Below are 890 nucleotides of genomic sequence, written 5' to 3'. Positions count from 1 at the left end.
GTTGCTTGCAGGTAGATGATCTTCTCGGCGGATTCAATGTTTGTCAGGCTATTCATGGGCTTGAGGCGTTTGCGTAATTCTTTGTTCATGCGCTCAATCGAATTCGTTGTATAGACTGCGTATTGTACCATTGGTGGATACTCGTAGAAGGTAAGCAGCGTCGAAAGCTGACCTTCCCAGGAGGCAATCTCGCGGGGATAGCGCTTGCCCCAAGTTGCTTTAAATGCGTCGAATACGGCCCGGGCCACATCCCCGTCGACTGACGTGTACACCTGCTTTAAATCACTTAAGAATTCTGTTTTGTCTGCAACACGGATCTTGGGGAACGTCGCACGAACCTTGTGCACGACACAATGCTGCACATCCGCTTTGGGGTAGATGGTGCGGAACGCTTCTTCAAGCCCTGGCAATCCGTCAAAGACGCCTAGCAGGACGTCAGTTGCGCCACGGTTTTTGAGATCCTTAAGCACCTCTATCCAGCCGTTAGAGCTCTCATGGCCACCCACGTCGAAGCCTAGGATTTGACGGTAACCCTTTTCGTCAATTCCCATAATCAAATACACGACTTCACTGCTCACCGTGTTACGTTTCAATTTGACGTATAGACCATCAAGATAGATGACAGAGTAGCGCTGCTCGAGCTGGCGCGTCCTCCATTCATGAATGTCTTCCATGACGGTTTTGGTGATGTTGCTGATGGTCGTTGGCGAGTACTGGCTGCCGAACATACTCTCAATAAATTTAGCTACCTCACGCGTGCTCATGCCGCCTTTGTACATGTGAATGATCGCTTCTTCCAACCAGCCTTCCCGGCGTTGATACGGTTTGAACAATCTCGTCTGGAACGTGCCCTTGCGGTCGCGTGGTACCTGAAGATCCGGGATTGTTCC

At 50.7% G+C, this 890-nt stretch carries 1 protein-coding gene; it reads right to left on the bottom strand.

Going from position 1 to position 890, the window contains the following annotated elements; translation table 11 throughout:
• A partial coding sequence (locus NQZ67_RS29940) for an IS256 family transposase (RefSeq protein WP_257453162.1) occupies positions 1–890 on the bottom strand: 890 nt, incomplete at both ends.

The sequence above is a fragment of the Paenibacillus soyae genome, assembly GCF_024623455.1.
Classification (GTDB): domain Bacteria; phylum Bacillota; class Bacilli; order Paenibacillales; family Paenibacillaceae; genus Pristimantibacillus; species Pristimantibacillus soyae.
This window is presented reverse-complemented; position numbering and strand designations above follow the sequence as displayed.